We start from the raw sequence: 17,975 nt of genomic DNA, 5'->3' as shown, positions 1-17,975 counted from the left end.
CCCCCCCGCCGCAAGGGCCTCAAGGGCGGTGCGCGATGACCGTTCTTGACCTGTTCGCGGGTCCCGGTGGCTGGTCCCAGGGTCTGAGCACTCTGGGTGTGCGAGAGGTGGGAATCGAGCTTGATCCCGCCGTCTGCGCCACCCGTGCCGCCGCCGGGCACCTGACGATCCGCGCGGACGTCGCCACCTACCCCACCGCACCGCTCCGCGGGAAGGTCTCCGGGCTGATCGCCTCCCCGCCCTGCCAGACCTTCAGCGCGGCCGGCCTGCGCGCCGGAAACGACGACCTGCCGCTGTGCCACCAGGGCCTGGACGACCTCGCCCGCGGGAAGGACACCCGCATCGTTCTGCGTGAGGCATGCACCGACCCGCGCTCCCTCCTGGTCGTAGAGCCCCTGCGCTACACGCTGGACCTGCGTCCCGACTGGATCGCCCTAGAAGAAGTCCCCTCGGTGCTCCCGCTGTTCGAGCACACCGCCCACCTCTTGGCCGGCGTCGGCTACTCGACCTGGACCGGTGTCCTCAACGCGGCGGACTTCGGCGTTGCCCAGACCCGACGCCGGGCCATCCTGCTGGCCTCCCGCACCCGCCCGGCCCTGCCCCCGGACCCGACCCACGCCGACGGCGGCACACCCGACGACCTGTTCGGCACCGGCTTGCCGCCTTGGCGGACCATGGGCGACGTCCTGGGCTGCCCGCCCTCCGTCGTCCACACTCGCGGGAACCACACCACCGGCGGCAGCCGCTTCCCCACCACCGGCCCGTCCTGGGCCATCACCGGCCGCGCTCGCTCCTGGCTCCTCAAGGTCGGCAACCGGCCCGCCGCCACCCGCCGCCGCCTCGACCAACCCGCCCCAACCCTGCTGTTCGGCAAAGCCCTCAACGACGTGTCCTGGATAGACGTCGACAGCACCCCGGTCCGCCGTCTGGCAGTCGAAGAAGCCGCCGTTCTCCAGGGATTTCCCGCCCACTACCCGTGGGCCGGCTCCCGCACCAAGCAGTTCCAACAGATCGGCAACGCCGTACCACCCGCACTCGCCGCCGCCGCGCTGCGCCCCCTGCTGCTCACCGCACTGGAGGTCGCCGCGTGACCCACACCGCCACCCCGGCGGGCCTGGAGGACCCGGCCACCCTCACCGACGTGCTGAGGCTGGCCGGGTCCACCGGCTTCGACCGCACCCGCGACCAGATCCGCCGTACCGGCGGCTGCGCCGACCCGATCCACCTCCACGGCTCCACCGTCACCCGGGACGCTCTGACCGGGCAGATCCTGCACTCCTACAACACCGACACCGAACCGGGCGGACGGCTCCGGATCGCGTGCGGCAACCGCCGGGCCTCCCGCTGCCCCTCCTGCGCCTGGACCTACGCCGGAGACACCTACCACCTGATCCGCGCCGGCCTCGTCGGCGACCCCGCCAAGGGCACCCCGGAAACTGTCCGGGATCACCCCCGCGTGTTCGCCACACTCACCGCGCCCTCGTTCGGCCCCGTCCACAACCGGCCCGGCAACCGGCCCTGCCGCTGCGGCACCCGCCACCCCGAGGACGCGCCCGAACTCGGCACCCCGCTCGACCCCGAGTCGTACGACTACGCGGGCGCCGTGCTGTGGAACAACCACGCCTCCGACCTGTGGCGGTACTTCACGATCTACCTCCGCCGCGAGATCGCCCGCCGCGCTGGCCTGACCCAGAAGGCGGCCCGGGAACAGTCGAAGGTGTCGTTCGGCAAGGTCGCCGAGTACCAGAAGCGCGGCGCCGTCCACTTCCACGCCGTGATCCGGTTCGACGGGCCCGAAGGACCCGAATCGCCCCCGCCGGCCTGGGCCACGCTCGACCTCCTCACCGACGCGATCAGGGCTGCCGCTTCCCGCGTCGTGGTCGACGTCCCCCCGGCCGGTGACCAGCCCGCCCGCACGCTGCGCTGGGGCACTCAACTCGACGTCCGCACCATCCGCGCCTTCGGCCACGGTGAGGAGATCACCGAACAGGCCGTCGCGTCCTACCTCGCCAAGTACGCCACCAAAGCGGCCGAGACCACCGGCACCGTCGACCGCCGAATCGGCAACAAAGAGGCCCTCGCCCTGCTCGGCGTCCCCGACCACCCCGCCCGGCTCATCACCGCGTGCCTCGACCTCCACGCGCTCTACCCGGACCGCAAGCTGCGCGACTGGGCCCACATGCTCGGGTTCCGCGGCCACTTCTCCACCAAGTCCCGCGCCTACTCGACCACCCTCGGTGCCCTCCGGCAGGTCCGGGCCGACTACCGGGCCGCACAGCAACGGCGTTCCCTCGGCCTGCCCGACCCCGACGACGCGACCGAGGCAATCACGCTCACGCTCGCCCACTGGTCTTACGCCGGTCACGGCCACACCCCCGGTGAGTCCTGGCTCGCCGCCACCATCCGCCGCGACATCCAACTGAACCGCGAGACCGCCCGCGAGGAACTACCCGCCCTGCTCGAACTGGAAGGAGCCATCACATGACCACTGCCGCCCCTGAACTACTCAAGGTGCCGGAGGTCATGGCACAGCTCAGGGTCGGTCGTTCCAAGGTCTACGACCTGATCCGTACGCGTCGCCTCGTCTCGCTCAAGATCGATGGATGCCGCCGAGTTCCCGCCGACGCCGTGCGCGACTTCATCGACGGTCGCCTCGGGGACGGTGCCTGATGCCCAAGAGGCGCCCCAACGGCGGAGGCACGATCTCAAGGCGGGCTGACGGCCGCTACATGGGCCGCGCGTACGTCACCGACACGGACGGCAACCGCGTCCGCAAAACGGTCTATGGCGCCACCTGGGACGAGGCCAACGAGAAGCTCGGCAAGCTCCAGGACCAAGAGCGCAACGGCGTCCCGGTGCCGTCCCGTTCCTGGTCGCTCGCCGAGTGGCTGGCCTATTGGCTTGAGCACATCGTCGAGCCGGGCTCGGAGCATAACACGTACGTCAAGTACGAGTCCAAGGTGCGGCTGTACCTGGCGCCGCATCTCGGCAAGAAGTCACTGGTGAAGCTGACTCCTGCCCAACTGCGATCCTTCATGGCCGCGTTGAAGCGCGACAAGGTACCGGCGCCCACGCGGTTCGAAGTGCTCCGCGTCCTTCGGAACGCTCTCAACCGGGCCATCCGCGAAGAACTGCTGACGCGCAACGTCGCGCTCCTGGTGGACATGCCCAAGGTCAGCAAGGACAAGGGAAGGGCCTGGAGCGCCCGTGAGGCGATCACCTTCCTGCGGGCGGCCCGCGCTCACCGCTTCTACGCGGCGTGCGTCCTGGTGCTCGTCCTCGGGCTCCGCCGGAGTGAGGTGCTGGGCCTGCGCTGGCAGGACATCGACTTCGAGGGTCGGCAGTTCACGCCGGTCAAGCAGGTGCAGCGCGAGAAGGGGAAGGGCCTGATCCTCAAGGATCTCAAGACGGAGTCGTCCACGGCCGTGCTTCCGCTTCCGGAGTTCTGCGCCCGTGCCCTGGAAGAGCGCCGCGAGCTGCAAGACCTGGAACGACAGATCGTCGGTGACGCCTGGCAGCAGAGGCCGGATCATGACGTGATCTTCTCGTCGACGCGCGGCGGGCTGACCGATCCCGTGGGCTTCTCCCGAGCCTTCAACGCGCTCGTGAAGCGGGCCGGTGTGCGCCGGATCACAGTCCGGCTCGCTCGGCACACCTGCGGGACCCTGCTCGCCTTTCTGAAGGTGCATCCCAAGGTCGCTCAGACGATTCTCAGGCACAGCCAGATCAGCATGACCATGGACGTCTACACCCACGTGGTCGGTTCGGACCAACGGGAAGCAGCCGCGCTGCTCGCCGAACTCCTGGAAGATCCGCTCATCGGTTGACCGCCGCCGTTCACAGCCGTTGGTGTCAACCGATGGTGTCAAAAGGCCCCCGGACTGATGGTCCGGGGGCCTTCTCGCTGGTGGGGCTAACAGGATTTGAACCTGTGGCCTCATCCTTATCAGGGATGCGCTCTAACCAACTGAGCTATAGCCCCGCCGCGCTCTGCGGTGTGTGCCGCGCGCTGACTCCTGAAGATTAGCGCACGACCAGGGCAGTCCCAAAATCGGTTCCCGGCGAGGTCACTCGTCCTCGGCGAGCGTCAGCTCGACACCGCCGACGAAGCCCGCCGAGAGGTTGTAGATGAAGGCGCCGAGCGTCGCCAGAGCCGTCGCGAGGACGACGTCGATGACGGCGATGATCGACGCGAACATCAGGACGTGCGGGAGCGACAGGAACGACTGGAGATCGAAGCCGTTCGACTCGTTCGAGCCGGTCGCCTCCGAGATCGTGCCGCCGACCGTCGAGAAGACGCCCATCGCGTCCATGACCATCCACAGCACCGCGGAGGCCACGACCGTGCAGACCCCGAGCGCGATGGAGAGCAGGAAGCTCACCTTCATGACCGACCACGGGTCGGCCTTCGCCACCCGCAGCCGGGCCTTGCGGATGCGCGGCGTGGTCCGCGCCCCGGTCCGCGGCCTGCGCACCGCGCCGGCCGCCGCCCCGCCCTGCGCCTCGTAGGCCTGCGGCGGGTGGTAGGGCCCGGAGGGCTGCTGCTGCTGGCGCTCGCCGGGCAGCGGCGACGCCTGGACGCCGTCGCCGCCCGCCTTGCCCTTGTGCTTGGTCTGCTGACCCCGGTCCGGCACAGTCCCCCCCTGGGATCCGTGGGTGTCGGGCGAGCGCGAATCGGTGCCGGGCACCTCGATCTTCCGCAGCTGCGTGGTGTGCGAGTCCGCCGGACGCGCGGCGGAGCCACGGCCGCCGCCGTCCGTCCCCGTACCCGTGGAGGTACCTCCGGCCGATCCGGCGCCCGTGGCTCCGCTCACGATGACTCTCTCCTCGTGCTACTCGACCGAGGGCGCCTCACCCTCGTCCGTGCCGGTTGTGATGGCGTCCTCGGCGGTGTCGTCGACGGCGATGTCACCGTCGACCTCCTCCGCCTCGCGCCCCGCCTCGGCGTTGCGCGCGATGCCGACGACGGCGTCGCGCTTGCCCAGGTTGATCAGTTGGACGCCCATGGTGTCACGGCCCGTCTCCCTGACCTCGTTGACTCGCGTACGAATCACACCGCCGGACAGCGTGATCGCGAGGATCTCGTCGGTCTCCTCGACGACCAGTGCGCCGACGAGCGACCCGCGGTCCTCCACGATCTTGGCGGCCTTGATTCCGAGGCCGCCGCGGCCCTGGACGCGGTAGTCGTCGACGCCGGTGCGCTTTGCGTACCCGCCGTCTGTGGCAGTGAACACGAACGTACCGGGTCGAACAACATTCATCGACAGGAGTTCGTCGCCCTCGCGGAAACTCATGCCCTTGACACCGGAGGTGGCACGGCCCATGGGGCGCAGCGCGTCGTCCGTGGCGGTGAACCTGATGGACTGCGCCTTCTTGCTGATCAGGAGCAGATCGTCGTCGGAGGAGACGAGTTCGGCGCCGATCAGCTCGTCGTCGGAGCCGTCCTGACCCTCCCGCAGGTTGATCGCGATGACGCCGCCGGAGCGCGGTGAATCGTAATCCTTCAGAGGCGTCTTCTTGACCAGACCGGCCTTCGTGGCGAGCACCAGGTAGGGCGCCGCCTCGTAGTCGCGGATGGCGAGGATCTCGGCGATGGCCTCGTCGGGCTGGAAGGCGAGGAGGTTGGCGACGTGCTGGCCGCGCGCGTCCCGTCCGGCGTCCGGCAGTTCGTACGCCTTGGCGCGGTAGACGCGGCCCTTGTTGGTGAAGAACAGCAGCCAGTGGTGGGTGGTGGAGACGAAGAAGTGGTCGACGATGTCGTCTTCCTTGAGCTTCGTCCCGCGCACGCCCTTGCCGCCGCGCTTCTGGGCGCGGTAGTCGTCCGTCTTGGTGCGCTTGACGTAGCCGCCGCGCGAGACGGTGACGACGATGTCCTCCTCGGCGATCAGGTCCTCGATGGACATGTCGCCGTCGTAGGGCACCAGCATCGTCTTGCGGTCGTCGCCGTACTTCTCGACGATCGCGGCGAGTTCCTCGCTGACGATGGCGCGCTGGCGCTCGGGGGAGGCCAGGATCGCGTTGTACTCGCGGATCTTCGCCTGCAGCTCGTCGTGCTCCTGGACGATCTTCTGGCGCTCCAGGGCGGCCAGCCGGCGCAGCTGCATCTCCAGGATGGCGTTCGCCTGGATCTCGTCGATCTCCAGGAGGCCCATCAGGCCCTGGCGGGCGATGTCGACGGTGTCGCTGCGCCGGATGAGCGCGATGACCTCGTCGATGGCGTCCAGGGCCTTCAGGAGGCCGCGCAGGATGTGCGCGCGCTCCTCGGCCTTGCGCAGCCTGAAGCGCGTGCGGCGGACGACGACCTCGATCTGGTGCGTCACCCAGTGCCGGATGAACGCGTCCAGGGAGAGGGTGCGCGGGACGCCGTCGACGAGCGCCAGCATGTTGGCGCCGAAGTTCGTCTGGAGGTCCGTGTGCTTGTACAGGTTGTTCAGGACGACCTTGGCGACCGCGTCCCGCTTCAGGACGATGACCAGGCGCTGACCGGTGCGCGACGACGTCTCGTCGCGGACGTCCGCGATGCCGCCGATCTTGCTGTCCTTGACCAGGTCGGCGATCTTCTGCGCGAGGTTGTCCGGGTTGACCTGGTAGGGCAGCTCCGTGACGACCAGGCACTGGCGGTTCTGGATCTCCTCGACCTCGACCACCGCGCGCATGGTGATCGAGCCGCGGCCGGTCCGGTACGCCTCCTCGATGCCCTTGCGGCCGACGACGAGCGCGCCGGTCGGGAAGTCGGGGCCCTTGATGCGCTCGATCAGGGCGTCGAGCAGCTCCTCGGGGCTCGCCTCGGAGTTCTCCAGGTACCACTGGGCACCGGCGGCGACCTCGCGGAGGTTGTGCGGCGGGATGTTGGTCGCCATGCCGACCGCGATGCCGGCCGAGCCGTTGATCAGCAGGTTGGGGAAGCGCGACGGCAGGACGGTCGGCTCCTGGGAGCGGCCGTCGTAGTTGTCCGTGAAGTCGACGGTCTCCTCGTCGATGTCGCGGACCATCTCCATCGACAGCGGCGCCATCTTGCACTCGGTGTAGCGCATGGCGGCGGCCGGGTCGTTGCCCGGGGAGCCGAAGTTGCCGTTGGAGTCGACCAGCGGCATCCGCATCGACCAGGACTGGGCGAGCCGCACCAGGGCGTCGTAGATGGAGGAGTCGCCGTGCGGGTGGTAGTTGCCCATGACGTCGCCGACGACGCGGGCGCACTTGTAGAAGCCGCGCTCGGGGCGGTAGCCGCCGTCGTACATCGCGTACAGGACGCGGCGGTGGACGGGCTTGAGGCCGTCCCTGACGTCGGGCAGCGCGCGGGACACGATGACGGACATCGCGTAGTCCAGGTACGAGCGCTGCATCTCCGTCTCGAGCCCGACGGGCTCGATGCGCATCGCGAGGTCGCCGCCCTCTTCAGGGGTGACAGGGGTGTTCTCGTCGGCCATTGCTGGTGAAGATCCTTCCTGATGCGGTCAGCTGAGACCGACTCAGATGTCGAGGAAACGGACGTCCTTGGCGTTGCGCTGGATGAACTGGCGGCGGGCCTCGACGTCCTCGCCCATGAGGACCGAGAACAGGTCGTCGGCCTGCGCGGCGTCGTCGAGGGTGACCTGGCCGAGGACGCGGTGCTCCTGGTCCATGGTCGTCACGCGCAGCTCCTCGGCGTTCATCTCGCCGAGGCCCTTGAAGCGCTGGATCGAGTCCTCGCGGATGCGCTTGCCGCGCTGGCGGCCCATCTCGATGAGGGCGTCGCGCTCGCGGTCCGAGTAGGCGTACTCGACGTCGTCACGGCCCCACTTGATCTTGTACAGCGGGGGGCGGGACAGGAAGACGTGCCCGGCCTCGACCAGCGGCCGCATGAAGCGGAACAGGAAGGTCAGCAGCAGGGTGTTGATGTGCTGGCCGTCGACGTCGGCGTCCGCCATCAGGATGATCTTGTGATAGCGGAGCTTCTCGATGTCGAAGTCCTCGTGCACACCCGTGCCGAAGGCGGAGATCAGCGCCTGGATCTCCTGGTTCTGGAGGATCTTGTCGATCCGCGCCTTCTCGACGTTGAGGATCTTGCCGCGGATCGGGAGGATCGCCTGGTACTGCGGGTTGCGGCCGGACTTGGCCGAACCGCCGGCGGAGTCGCCCTCGACGATGAAGATCTCGCACTTGGTGGGGTCGTTCGACTGGCAGTCGGAGAGCTTGCCGGGCAGCGACGCCGACTCCAGCAGGCCCTTGCGGCGGGTCAGGTCGCGCGCCTTGCGGGCCGCCACGCGCGCGGTGGCCGCCTGGATGCCCTTGCGGACGATGTCCGCGGCCTCCACCGGGTTGCGGTCGAGCCAGTCGTTGAGGTGCTCGTAGACGGCCTTCTGGACGAAGGTCTTGGCCTCGGTGTTGCCCAGCTTGGTCTTGGTCTGGCCCTCGAACTGGGGCTCGCTCAGCTTCACCGAGATGATCGCGGTCAGACCCTCGCGGATGTCGTCACCCGTGAGGTTGTCGTCCTTCTCGCGGAGCAGCTTCTTGTCGCGCGCGTACTTGTTGATGAGGTTGGTGAGCGCCGCGCGGAAGCCCTCCTCGTGGGTGCCGCCCTCGTGCGTGTGGATGATGTTGGCGAACGAGTACACGCCCTCGCTGTAGCCGCTGTTCCACTGCATGGCGACCTCCAAGGACAGGCTCTTGTCCTTGTCCTCGGCCTCCAGGTCGATGACCGTCGGGTGCACCGTCTCGCCCTTGCGGGAGTTGAGGTACTTCACGAAGTCGACGATGCCGCCCTCGTAGTGGTACGTGACGGTCTTGACCTCGTCCTTGACGTCGGTGCCCGCCTCGTCCGCGCCCGTCGTGGCCTTCGCCGAGTCGCGCTCGTCGGTGAGCTTGATCGTCAGGCCCTTGTTGAGGAACGCCATCTCCTGGAAGCGGCGCGACAGGGTCTCGAACGAGTACTCGGTGGTCTCGAAGATGTCGCTGTCGGCCCAGAAGGTCACCGAGGTGCCGGTCCGGTCGATCGCCTCGTGCTTGGCCAGCGGGGCGGTCGGGACGCCCAGCTTGTACTCCTGCGTCCACCGGTGGCCGTCGGTCCGCACCTCGACGGCGACCTTGGAGGACAGGGCGTTCACCACGGAGACGCCGACGCCGTGCAGGCCGCCGGAGACCGCGTAGCCGCCGCCGCCGAACTTGCCGCCCGCGTGCAGCACGGTCAGTACGACCTCGAGGGCGGGCTTGCCCTCGGAGGGCACGATGCCCACCGGGATGCCGCGGCCGTTGTCGACGACGCGGACGCCGCCGTCGGGCAGGATCGTCACGTCGATGGTGTCCGCGTGCCCGGCAAGCGCCTCGTCGACGGAGTTGTCCACGACCTCGTACACCAGGTGGTGCAGACCGCGCTCGCCGGTCGAGCCGATGTACATACCGGGTCGCTTGCGGACCGCGTCCAGCCCTTCGAGGACGGTGATGGCGCTGGCGTCGTACGAAGCGGTGACCTCACCGGTCGGCGGGGTCACCGCGGCGCTCGCGCCGGCGTCGTCGGTGGACGGGATGTTCTCGTTGGGGTTGCCGGAATCGGCCACGAAGCGCCCTTTCTGGCACAGCACGAGCCGGGCTCGTCGGCGGGTTGCCGGAGCGGCTGCGGCATGTTGCGTTGGTAAGCCTTGATCAGCGTTGCTCAGCGTTGCTCAGCGTGTCCCGGACGATCCCCACGAGTGGGGCGGGATTGGCTTCCAGTCTACCGGTAGCGCCGACAGTGATGGGGGTTTGCGGGTACCTGAGTCCTCATGTGCCGCCCTCAACCGGTCTCTTCCGGGTCCCCATATGGGGAGCGGGGCTCCAAGAGGCTCACAGCGGCACTCAGCGCTTCCGGCTGTCAACCCATGGCTACTTGGGAGTCAGGTCGGGACGCGGGACCGCGCGGGGGCGCACGACGAGGGGCGCGCGGCGCACGCGCGGGCACCCGTGACGTGATCTCCGTCACCCGTAGGTGTCACCGGGACCGGTGCTTCCGGGGGCCCGCAGCGGACCGTAGCGGCGCGCGGGACCATGCGGTCCGAGCACCTTGATCAGCGTGATCGTGCCGTGCCCGAGATCCTGGTTCAGCCGGGCCACCAGGGTCGGCGCGAGCAGCCGCAGGTTCGTCGCCCAGGCCGTCGAGTCGCAGCGCACGACCAGCACGCGCTCCTCCTCGTCGTACTTCTCCGGCTCGCAGTGCTTGGCCACGTCCTCGCCGACGATCTGGGGCCAGCGCCCCATCACCCCGCCGACCGCCGCGGGCGCCTCCCAGCCGCGCTCGTTGATCAGGCGGTTGATGGCCGCCCCGAACGCCATCGGGTCGCGGCCGTCGGCGCGCGCCCCGGACCGCAGTCCGCCGCGCCGCGCCTGCTTGCGCTGCTGCGCCGCGTCACCGCGCGCGCGGGCCGCCTCCTTCGCCGCGCGCAGCGCCACGCGCGCGAGGTCGACGCCGGACGGCTCGGCGCCCTTCCCTGCCGCCCCGGGGGCGGACTCGTCGCCGCTCATACCCGCTCCACCGTCCCGTCCGCCACCGCGTACCTGGTCCCCGCGAGGACGCCGGGCACGTCGTCGCCGACGGCGGCCGTCACCAGCACCTGCTCGCCGTGCGCGACCAGTTCGGCCAGCCGCTCGCGGCGGCGGGCGTCCAGTTCGGCGAAGACGTCGTCGAGGACCAGCACCGGCTCGTTGCCCTCGGCGCGCAGCAGGTCGTAGGAGGCCAGCCGCAGCGCCAGCGCGTAGGACCAGGACTCACCGTGCGAGGCGTACCCCTTGGCGGGCAGCTCGCCGAGTTTGAGCAGCAGGTCGTCGCGGTGCGGGCCGACCAGGGTGACGCCCCGTTCGATCTCCTGCTTGCGCGCCTCCCCGAGCGCCGAGAGAAGCTGCTCCTCCAGGTCCTCGCGGGTGTGCGCGTCGCCGGGGGCCGACGGCTTGTACTCCAGGGCGACGGGACCGCCCGAGGGCGCCAGTTGCTCGTACGCCTTGTCGGCGAGCGGCTGGAGCGCGGCGATCAGGTCGAGGCGCCGGGCGAGGAGTTCGGCGCCCGCGCGCGCGAGGTGCTGGTCCCAGACGTCGAGCGTGGACAGGTCGAGGGTGCGGCCGCCGTGCCTGCGGGCGAGCGCGGCCGACTTCAGGAGGGTGTTGCGCTGCTTGAGGACCCGCTCGTAGTCGGAGCGGACCCCGGCCATCCGCGGGGAGCGGGCGGTGACCAGCTCGTCGAGGAACCGGCGGCGTTCGCCGGGATCGCCCTTGACCAGCGCGAGGTCCTCGGGCGCGAACAGCACGGTCCGGACGATGCCCAGCACGTCACGGGGCCTGACCTGCGAGGACCGGTTGATGCGGGCGCGGTTGGCCTTGCCGGGGTTCAGTTCCAGCTCGATGAGCTGCTGCCGGTCGCCCTGGCGGACCTGGGCGCGGATCACCGCGCGGTCGGCGCCGACGCGGACCAGGGGCGCGTCCGAGGCGACCCGGTGGCTGCCGAGGGTGGCGAGGTAGCCGACCGCCTCGACGAGGTTGGTCTTGCCCTGCCCGTTGGGGCCGACGAAAGCGGTGACGCCCGGGTCGAGCGGAACCTCGACCCGGGCGTAGGAGCGGAAGTCGGCCAGCGAAAGATGCGTGACGTGCATGGTCGTTCGCCGACCTCCCCCAACGTGGTGCTCTTCGCTTCCGGTTTCCCCGGCCCGTCCACGGCCTGTGGACAACCGGGTCACCCCCGAGGGTGCCGCCCGGCATCCCCAGGGTGTGGACTACTTCGACTCGACGGCGTGCCCGCCGAACTGGTTGCGCAGCGCGGCGACCATCTTCATCTGCGGCGAGTCGTCCTGCCGGGAGGCGAACCGCGCGAAGAGGGACGCCGTGATCGCGGGCAGCGGCACGGCGTTGTCGATGGCGGCCTCGACGGTCCAGCGGCCCTCGCCCGAGTCCTGGGCGAACCCCTTGAGCCGGTCGAGGTGCTCGTCGTCGTCCAGCGCGTTGACGGCGAGGTCGAGCAGCCAGGAGCGGATCACGGTCCCCTCCTGCCAGGAGCGGAAGACCTCGCGCACGTCGGTGACCGAGTCGACCTTCTCCAGCAGCTCCCAGCCCTCGGCGTAGGCCTGCATCATGGCGTACTCGATGCCGTTGTGGACCATCTTCGCGAAGTGGCCCGCGCCGACCTTGCCCGCGTGCACCGAGCCGTACTTGCCCTCGGGCTTGAGGGCGTCGAAGACGGGCTGCACCTTGGCGACGTTCTCCGCGTCGCCGCCGTACATGAGCGCGTAGCCGTTCTCCAGGCCCCAGACGCCGCCGGAGACGCCGCAGTCGACGAAGCCGATGCCCTTGGCCGCCAGCTCCTCGGCGTGCTTCTCGTCGTCCGTCCAGCGGGAGTTGCCGCCGTCCACGACGACGTCGCCGGGCTCCAGCAGCTCGCCCAGCTCGTCGATGGTGGACTGGGTCGGACCGCCGGCCGGGACCATCACCCAGACGACGCGCGGGCTCTCGAGCCTGCCCACCAGCTCGTCGAGGCTGTGGACGTCGGCGAGGTCAGGGTTGCGGTCGAATCCGTGGACGGTGTGGCCCGCGCGGCGGATCCGCTCGCGCATGTTGCCGCCCATCTTGCCGAGGCCGACGAGACCGAGCTCCATCAGTTGGTTCCTTTAGGTTGCGGTGTGGCGTGTGAGGCACGTGCGTACCCGCGTCCGAGCCTAGACCCGGACGCTCCCGCACACCTGTGGGCATACGCGCTCAAACGTAGGCCCTCACCTGGGGGTTCGTGCCGAGGCGGGGATCAGCCGCTCAGCCGCACCGGCATGATCAGGTACTTGTAGGCCTCGTCCGCCTCGGCGTCCAGCGCCGGCTTGCCGCTGAGCAGCGCGGGCTTGGTGGACGTCGTGAACGAGAGCTGGGCGACCGGGGAGTCGATGGCGCTCAGGCCGTCCAGCAGGAACGTCGGGTTGAAGGCGATCGAGATGTCGTCGCCCTCCAACTGGGCGTCGACGCGCTCCACAGCCTGTGCGTCGTCGCTGGAACCGGCCTCCAGGATGAGCACGCCCTGCTCGAAGCTGAGCCGCACCGGGGTGTTGCGCTCGGCGACCAGGGCCACGCGCTTGACGGCCTCCACGAAGGGGGCGGTCTCGATCACGGCGACGCTGTTGAACTCGGTCGGGAACAGCGTGCGGTACTTCGGGAGGTCGCCCTCCAGGAGCCGGGTGGTGGTGCGGCGCCCGGCGCCCTCGAAGCCGATGAGGCCCTCGCCCGAGCCCGAGCCGGAGAGCGCCAGGATGACGCTGTCGCCGCTCGTGAGCGCCTTGGCGGTGTCCAGGAGCGTCTTGGCGGGCACCAGGGCGACCGCGGACGCCTCCGGGTTCTCCGGCTTCCACAGGAACTCGCGGACCGCGAAGCGGTAGCGGTCGGTGGAGGCGAGCGTGACGGTGTCGCCCTCGATCTCGATGCGGACACCGGTCAGCACCGGCAGCGTGTCGTCGCGCCCGGCGGCGATGGCGACCTGGGCGGCGGCGGAGGCGAAGACCTCGCCGGGGACGGTGCCGGTCGCGTTCGGCATCTGCGGCAGGGCCGGGTACTCCTCCACCGGCAGGGTGTGGAGGGTGAAGCGCGAGGAGCCGCAGACCACGGTGGCCCGGACGCCGTCGGTGGAGATCTCCACCGGGCGGTTGGGCAGGGCGCGGCAGATGTCGGCGAGGAGCCGGCCGGAGACGAGGACGGTGCCCTCCTCCTCGACCTCGGTCTCCACCGAGACCCGGGCGGAGACCTCGTAGTCGAAGCTGGAGAGGCTCAGCTGGCCCTCCTCCGCCTTCAGCAGCAGGCCCGCGAGGACCGGCGCCGGCGGACGGGCCGGGAGGCTGCGTGCCGCCCAGGCGACTGCCTCCGCGAGTACGTCGCGTTCCACCCGGATCTTCACTGTTGCCGCCTCCTGCTGTTGCCGGCGCTGCTCGGCCTGCCTGGCTTCGTCGTCTGTGTCGGTGTCGTCGGCCCCTGGTGGGGGAAGGACACCGGGGAACAGTCTGACGCACGGCACTGACAGTAGGTGCCTCTCGGGGTCAAGTCGTGACGAGGGGCGGTCGGCGACCGGAGAGCGAGTTGTGCACAGGACCCCCTTCGAAACGTCTTCCCAGCTCTCTCTAGTTGGGAGTAGTAGTAGGGGCTGTGGAAACGGTGGATAACCGCGTTTTCGCAGGTCAGACCGGAAATTTTGTCCACTGGTCCTGTGGGCGGAGGCGGTGGAAAACCGGGCCTCTCTGTGGAGAACGGGAAGTTCTGCACACTCCATGCACAGGCGGGGGCGAGTTCTCCCCAGGTGCGTCCCCAGGTTTACCCGGCTTTCCCACAGCCCAACCCGGCACCTTCGTGTGACGCCTTTCACTCGACCCGGTGAGCAGCCGCGTCGCGTTGCCGAACAGTGGACAGCCATGTGGAGAAGCGCGAGATCGTTGGGGACAACGCGCGCGAACCTGTGGGCCGCCGGTGGAAAACTCCGTGCACAGCCTGTGGACACAGATTCTGTCCACAGGCTGTGGATATCTTTTGTCCACGGATCCACAGGCACCTGACCTGGATCGATGGTCCCGCACTCGCGGAGCCTGTGGACACGATCTGGACAACTTCGCGGTCCCCAGGATGTGGACGCGAGAAAGTCGCCGAATCTGTGGAGGAAGGCCGTAACCCCACAGGTAATCGAACAGCCGGTGACGCGGGAACGAAGAAGGGCGCCCGCCGGATCTCTCCGGGGGCGCCCTCGACGGGACGTCTGCGCGGCGTCCTCAGCCGTTCTTGATGCGGTTCGTCAGCTCCGTCACCTGGTTGTAGATGGAGCGCCGCTCGGCCATCAGATTGCGGATCTTGCGGTCCGCGTGCATGACGGTGGTGTGGTCGCGCCCGCCGAAGAGGGCGCCGATCTTCGGCAGCGACAGGTCCGTCAGCTCCCGGCACAGGTACATGGCGATCTGCCGGGCGGTCACCAGCGCGCGCCCCCGTGAGGTGCCGCACAGGTCCTCGACGGTCAGCCCGAAGTAGTCCGCGGTGGCGCTCATGATGGCCGTCGAGGTGATCTCGGGGGCGGAGTCGTCGCCGCCCGGGATCAGGTCCTTCAGCACGATCTCCGTCAGGCCCAGGTCCACCGGCTGCCGGTTGAGCGAGGCGAACGCCGTCACTCTGATCAGCGCGCCCTCCAGCTCGCGGATGTTGCGCGAGATCCTGGACGCGATGAACTCCAGCACCTCCGGCGGGGCGTTGAGCTGCTCCTGGACCGCCTTCTTGCGCAGGATCGCGATCCGGGTCTCCAGCTCGGGCGGCTGGACGTCGGTGATCAGGCCCCACTCGAAGCGGTTGCGCAACCGGTCCTCCAGCGTCACCAGCTGCTTCGGCGGCCGGTCGCTGGAGAGCACGATCTGCTTGTTCGCGTTGTGGAGCGTGTTGAAGGTGTGGAAGAACTCCTCCTGCGTCGACTCCTTGTCCGCGAGGAACTGGATGTCGTCGACGAGCAGGATGTCCATCTCCCGGTAGCGCTTGCGGAAGCTGTCGCCCTTGCCGTCGCGGATCGAGTTGATGAACTCGTTCGTGAACTCCTCGGAGCTGACGTACCGCACGCGCGTGCCGGGGTACAGACTGCGCGCGTAGTGCCCGATCGCGTGCAGCAGGTGGGTCTTGCCGAGCCCCGACTCCCCGTAGATGAACAGGGGGTTGTAGGCCTTCGCCGGCGCCTCGGCGACCGCGACCGCCGCCGCGTGCGCGAACCGGTTGGAGGCGCCGATGACGAACGTGTCGAAGAGGTACTTCGGGTTCAGGCGCGCGGTGGGCTCGCCGGGACCCGTGGCCGGCGCGGGCTGCGCGGCGAGCGGACCGGGCGCGCCGCTGGCCGCGGACGGGCCCACCGGACCGCCGCGGTGGACGTGTCCGGAACCCGACGGCGGCTCGGACCGCTCGCGGCGCGCGTCGCGCTGCCGCTCGTAGTCGCCGCGCCCCTGGTCGTACTCCTGGCGGCCCTGGTCGTAGTCGGGCCGCTGGTTGTCGTAGGGCGAGCGGTCCATCGGCTGGGTGCGGTAGTCGCGCGGCCCGTAGCCGTCCTGGCCCGGCGACCCGTACGCGTCCTGACCGGCGCCGCCCTGGGACCCGTAACCGTCCTTGCCCGGGGAGCCGTAGCCGTCCTGTCCGGGGGAGCCGTACGTGTCCTGCTGGCCGTAGTTCTCCTGCGGCGAGGCGTACGGGTCGCGCTCGGGGAAGCCGAGGCGGGGCTGCTGCCAGCCGTACTCGTCCTGTGGCGGCCGCGGCCAGGCGCCGGGCTCCGGACGCTGGTACTCGGACGGGTAGGCGGGCCGCGCGCTCGGGAGCTGGTCGCCTGACATCTGGTCGCCGCGGCCCGGTGAGCGGTCGTCCGCGCGGTGCCGTCCGTAGCCGCCCTCGTAGGGGGAGGCGGGCAGCTCGGGCTCCTCGTAGCGCTGCGGGGAGCGGGACGGCGCGACGGGCGGCGGTGGCGCGGGATCGCCCGCGGAGTCGTCGACGGTGATCGCGATCCGGATCGGACGGCCGCACTCGCGGCTCAGCGTCTCGCTGACGACGGGGGCCAGCCGGCCCTCGAGCACGCCCTTCGCGAACTCGTTGGGCACGGCGAGCAGCGCGGTGTCCGCGACCAGCGCGAGCGGCTGGCAGCGCCGGATCCAGTGCTCGTCCTTGGACTCGACGCCCTGACCGCGCCCCTCCCCGAGGAGCTGCTCCAGTACTCGTGGCCACACTGCGGCAAGATCGGCAGGTACGTCAGCCACAGGGCACGCTCTCTCGTGGGTCCCACGAACGTGTGGTTGCGGGACGGGTCGGGATCTACATCGGGTGGCATCGGGGACAAGGGAACGAATCGGAGTTCCGCCAAGGTAGTCAGGGCGACGGGTACGGTTCAAGTTGTTGTCCCCAGGCTGTGGACAGTGTCTCCCCCGCGCCTCTGGTTTGACCGGATGGCGTAGCCGCGCGTACCGTAACCAGGTCGAGTTGTCGATGGCTGCTGCCGCCTGCCTCCGATGGGCACAGATCGCTCAAGGTGATCGGGAAGCGGTGCACTCGGGCGTGACGCGAGCTACTCGTGGGCGCACGGTGACAGCCAGGACGGCACCCGCCACCACCGATTTATCTCTGGAGCCCCCGAGTGAGCAAGCGCACCTTCCAGCCGAACAACCGTCGTCGCGCCAAGACCCACGGCTTCCGGCTGCGTATGCGTACCCGTGCCGGCCGCGCGATTCTCGCGTCCCGCCGCAGCAAGGGTCGCGCCAGCCTTTCCGCCTGATCCCGGTCAGGTCATGCCGTCGTGCTGCCCACCGAGAACCGGCTGAGGCGGCGCGAGGACTTCGCGACCGCAGTACGACGAGGGCGCCGGGCCGGTCGCCCGTCCCTCGTCGTCCACTTTCGTAGCGGTGCCACGGACCCGCACGCGCCTGGGGAGAGCGCTTCCCCGACGCGTGCGGGTTTCGTCGTCAGCAAGGCCGTGGGCGGCGCGGTCGTCCGCAACAAGGTGAAGCGCAGACTTCGCCATCTGATGCGGGAACGGGTGCCGCTGCTGCCCCCCGGTAGCCTGGTAGTCGTACGAGCGCTGCCCCCCGCGGGCGACGCCGACCATGCACAGCTGGCCCGAGACCTGGATGCCGCCCTCGAGCGGCTGCTGGGAGGGGGCGCGCGATGAAGTACCCGCTGCTGGCTCTGATCAAGCTGTACCAGTGGACGATCAGTCCGCTGCTCGGACCGGTCTGCAAGTACTACCCGTCGTGCTCCCACTACGGCTACACGGCCATCGACCGGCACGGTGCCATCAAGGGAACGGCACTGACCGCCTGGCGCATCCTGCGCTGCAATCCGTGGTCGCTGGGCGGTGTGGACCATGTCCCGCCGCGCAAGCGTCCGCGGTGGCACGAAATGCTGCGTGACGCGTGGCGCAAACGCAGGGGCGGGACCTCCGCCGCCGAACCGGCCACCGGGGGACAGACTCCCCCGGGCCCGGCCGCAGAGAGCCCGTCCCATGCCCAAGGAGCATGATT

The 17,975-nt window shown here is 69.7% G+C and carries 15 protein-coding genes and 1 tRNA gene; 7 read left to right on the top strand and 9 right to left on the bottom strand.

What is annotated here, in order from left to right; translation table 11 throughout:
* Positions 1-35 precede the first annotated feature (35 nt).
* The 4 genes from GA0115242_RS23235 to GA0115242_RS23220 are packed head-to-tail and all read left to right on the top strand — an operon-like array spanning position 36 to position 3,827.
* Positions 36-1,091, top strand: coding sequence for a DNA cytosine methyltransferase (locus GA0115242_RS23235; protein ID WP_093831546.1), 1,056 nt, complete (start codon positions 36-38; stop codon positions 1,089-1,091).
* Entirely contained in the window at positions 1,088-2,485 is a 1,398-nt protein-coding gene (gene repSA, locus GA0115242_RS23230) for a replication initiator protein RepSA (RefSeq protein WP_093831544.1), read from the top strand. The genes GA0115242_RS23235 and repSA overlap by 4 nt, the downstream gene beginning before the upstream one ends.
* A complete protein-coding gene (locus GA0115242_RS23225) occupies positions 2,482-2,670 on the top strand; it encodes a helix-turn-helix domain-containing protein (RefSeq protein WP_093831542.1) in 189 nt (62 codons plus the stop codon). The genes repSA and GA0115242_RS23225 overlap by 4 nt, the downstream gene beginning before the upstream one ends.
* Complete coding sequence (locus tag GA0115242_RS23220) at positions 2,670-3,827, top strand: tyrosine-type recombinase/integrase (protein WP_093831540.1); 1,158 nt, start codon at positions 2,670-2,672, stop codon at positions 3,825-3,827. The genes GA0115242_RS23225 and GA0115242_RS23220 overlap by 1 nt, the downstream gene beginning before the upstream one ends.
* Before the next feature lie 78 nt (positions 3,828-3,905).
* On the opposite strand, the gene GA0115242_RS23215 is transcribed toward GA0115242_RS23220, so the two are convergent.
* The 9 genes from GA0115242_RS23215 to dnaA all read right to left on the bottom strand — a co-directional run bounded on the left by GA0115242_RS23215 (position 3,906) and on the right by dnaA (position 16,718).
* Positions 3,906-3,982, bottom strand: a tRNA-Ile gene (locus GA0115242_RS23215).
* 85 nt (positions 3,983-4,067) lie between these two features.
* On the bottom strand, positions 4,068-4,814 hold the full coding sequence (locus GA0115242_RS23210; RefSeq protein WP_093831538.1) for a DUF3566 domain-containing protein: 747 nt from the start codon (positions 4,812-4,814) through the stop codon (positions 4,068-4,070).
* 18 nt (positions 4,815-4,832) lie between these two features.
* The gene (gene gyrA, locus GA0115242_RS23205; RefSeq protein ID WP_093831536.1) at positions 4,833-7,427 is read right to left on the bottom strand and encodes a DNA gyrase subunit A; all 2,595 of its coding nucleotides are present in this window, start codon (positions 7,425-7,427) and stop codon (positions 4,833-4,835) included.
* Positions 7,428-7,469: 42 nt separating this feature from the next.
* Entirely contained in the window at positions 7,470-9,557 is a 2,088-nt protein-coding gene (gene gyrB, locus GA0115242_RS23200; RefSeq protein ID WP_093831534.1) for a DNA topoisomerase (ATP-hydrolyzing) subunit B, read from the bottom strand.
* Positions 9,558-9,930: 373 nt separating this feature from the next.
* A complete protein-coding gene (locus GA0115242_RS23195) occupies positions 9,931-10,473 on the bottom strand; it encodes a DUF721 domain-containing protein (protein ID WP_093831532.1) in 543 nt (180 codons plus the stop codon).
* Entirely contained in the window at positions 10,470-11,591 is a 1,122-nt protein-coding gene (recF, locus tag GA0115242_RS23190; protein ID WP_093831530.1) for a DNA replication/repair protein RecF, read from the bottom strand. The genes GA0115242_RS23195 and recF overlap by 4 nt, the downstream gene beginning before the upstream one ends.
* Positions 11,592-11,711: 120 nt before the next feature.
* A complete protein-coding gene (gnd, locus tag GA0115242_RS23185) occupies positions 11,712-12,587 on the bottom strand; it encodes a phosphogluconate dehydrogenase (NAD(+)-dependent, decarboxylating) (RefSeq protein ID WP_093831528.1) in 876 nt (291 codons plus the stop codon).
* Positions 12,588-12,730: 143 nt separating this feature from the next.
* The gene (dnaN, locus tag GA0115242_RS23180; RefSeq protein ID WP_093831526.1) at positions 12,731-13,861 is read right to left on the bottom strand and encodes a DNA polymerase III subunit beta; all 1,131 of its coding nucleotides are present in this window, start codon (positions 13,859-13,861) and stop codon (positions 12,731-12,733) included.
* An 859-nt stretch (positions 13,862-14,720) separates the two neighbouring features.
* On the bottom strand, positions 14,721-16,718 hold the full coding sequence (dnaA, locus tag GA0115242_RS23170) for a chromosomal replication initiator protein DnaA (protein ID WP_093831522.1): 1,998 nt from the start codon (positions 16,716-16,718) through the stop codon (positions 14,721-14,723).
* Between the two features lie 374 nt (positions 16,719-17,092).
* Here dnaA and rpmH point away from each other — a divergent pair, with 374 nt between their 5' ends.
* From rpmH to yidD, 3 genes are read left to right on the top strand one after another with little or no spacing between them, the layout of a single operon-like run.
* On the top strand, positions 17,093-17,230 hold the full coding sequence (rpmH, locus tag GA0115242_RS23165; protein WP_006348049.1) for a 50S ribosomal protein L34: 138 nt from the start codon (positions 17,093-17,095) through the stop codon (positions 17,228-17,230).
* A gap of 21 nt (positions 17,231-17,251) precedes the next feature.
* A complete protein-coding gene (gene rnpA, locus GA0115242_RS23160; RefSeq protein ID WP_093831520.1) occupies positions 17,252-17,623 on the top strand; it encodes a ribonuclease P protein component in 372 nt (123 codons plus the stop codon).
* Complete coding sequence (gene yidD, locus GA0115242_RS23155) at positions 17,620-17,973, top strand: membrane protein insertion efficiency factor YidD (RefSeq protein ID WP_093831518.1); 354 nt, start codon at positions 17,620-17,622, stop codon at positions 17,971-17,973. Before rnpA ends, yidD begins: the two co-directional genes overlap by 4 nt.
* Positions 17,974-17,975: the final 2 nt, after the last annotated feature.

This window comes from Streptomyces sp. SolWspMP-5a-2, assembly GCF_900091845.1.
Classification (GTDB): domain Bacteria; phylum Actinomycetota; class Actinomycetes; order Streptomycetales; family Streptomycetaceae; genus Streptomyces; species Streptomyces doudnae.
The sequence above is the reverse complement of the archived record's forward strand: the minus strand, read 5'-3'. Positions and strand labels throughout refer to the sequence as shown.